Below are 706 nucleotides of genomic sequence, written 5' to 3' on the forward strand. Positions count from 1 at the left end.
CGCCGCGGCGCCGAGCGTGTTCTCGGCGGCGTGTGCGGTCGGCGGCGCGACCAGTGTGGCGACCGCACCGAGGACGCCGACGACCAGCGCTAACAGCAGGCCGCGGATCTTCTGGCGGATAACGGGTCTGGGAAGGGCATACGAGCCCATGACTGTGCCTCCAAGGTAGGAATCACGGAAGGACTGAAGCGCAGGGGAATGCGTCGTCCGCTCCCACTCGGCAGATGGACGGGGCGGGCCGGAACCCGGGCAGCACGGAATCACCGGACACCGCGATCATGGGACCGGGACGATCTCAACCGGCACGGACGGCACCCGGTCGGTCGTCGGGTGACGTACGGCGGGCGGCGGCGGTGTTTCGATACAGGCATGGGGTACTCCATCGCAGCTCAGCCGGGGGGGACCGCCCCGCGGCGTCGCGTACCTCTCCAACTGCGCGAAGAGCCAGGAGGCGCTGGTGCGAACCTCACCGGAACGAAACGGGGTGGCGCAGGTGCTTTGGTGCGCGGATCTGTCGTGCAGCTGTGCATGGATCTGCCGTGCAGCACAGATTGCTCAGGGCCGACGTGGTTCGATATCTCGAACTATGACCGCCTTCTCAGACAGGGATGATTGAGGCATTGACGATGGATCGTCAATGCTCCCCGCGGAGAAATTTTCGGTTCCTCGCCCGAAACATTCCAGAGTCGGGGTCGGGGTCGGGGTC

The 706-nt window shown here is 66.0% G+C and carries 1 pseudogene; it reads right to left on the reverse strand.

The features are described from left to right. Positions 1–150, reverse strand: a pseudogene (locus CCN51_RS58945) (endo-1,4-beta-xylanase); the annotation flags it as partial. Positions 151–706: the final 556 nt, after the last annotated feature.

The organism is Streptomyces milbemycinicus, assembly GCF_002154605.1.
Classification (GTDB): Bacteria; Actinomycetota; Actinomycetes; order Streptomycetales; family Streptomycetaceae; genus Streptomyces; species Streptomyces milbemycinicus.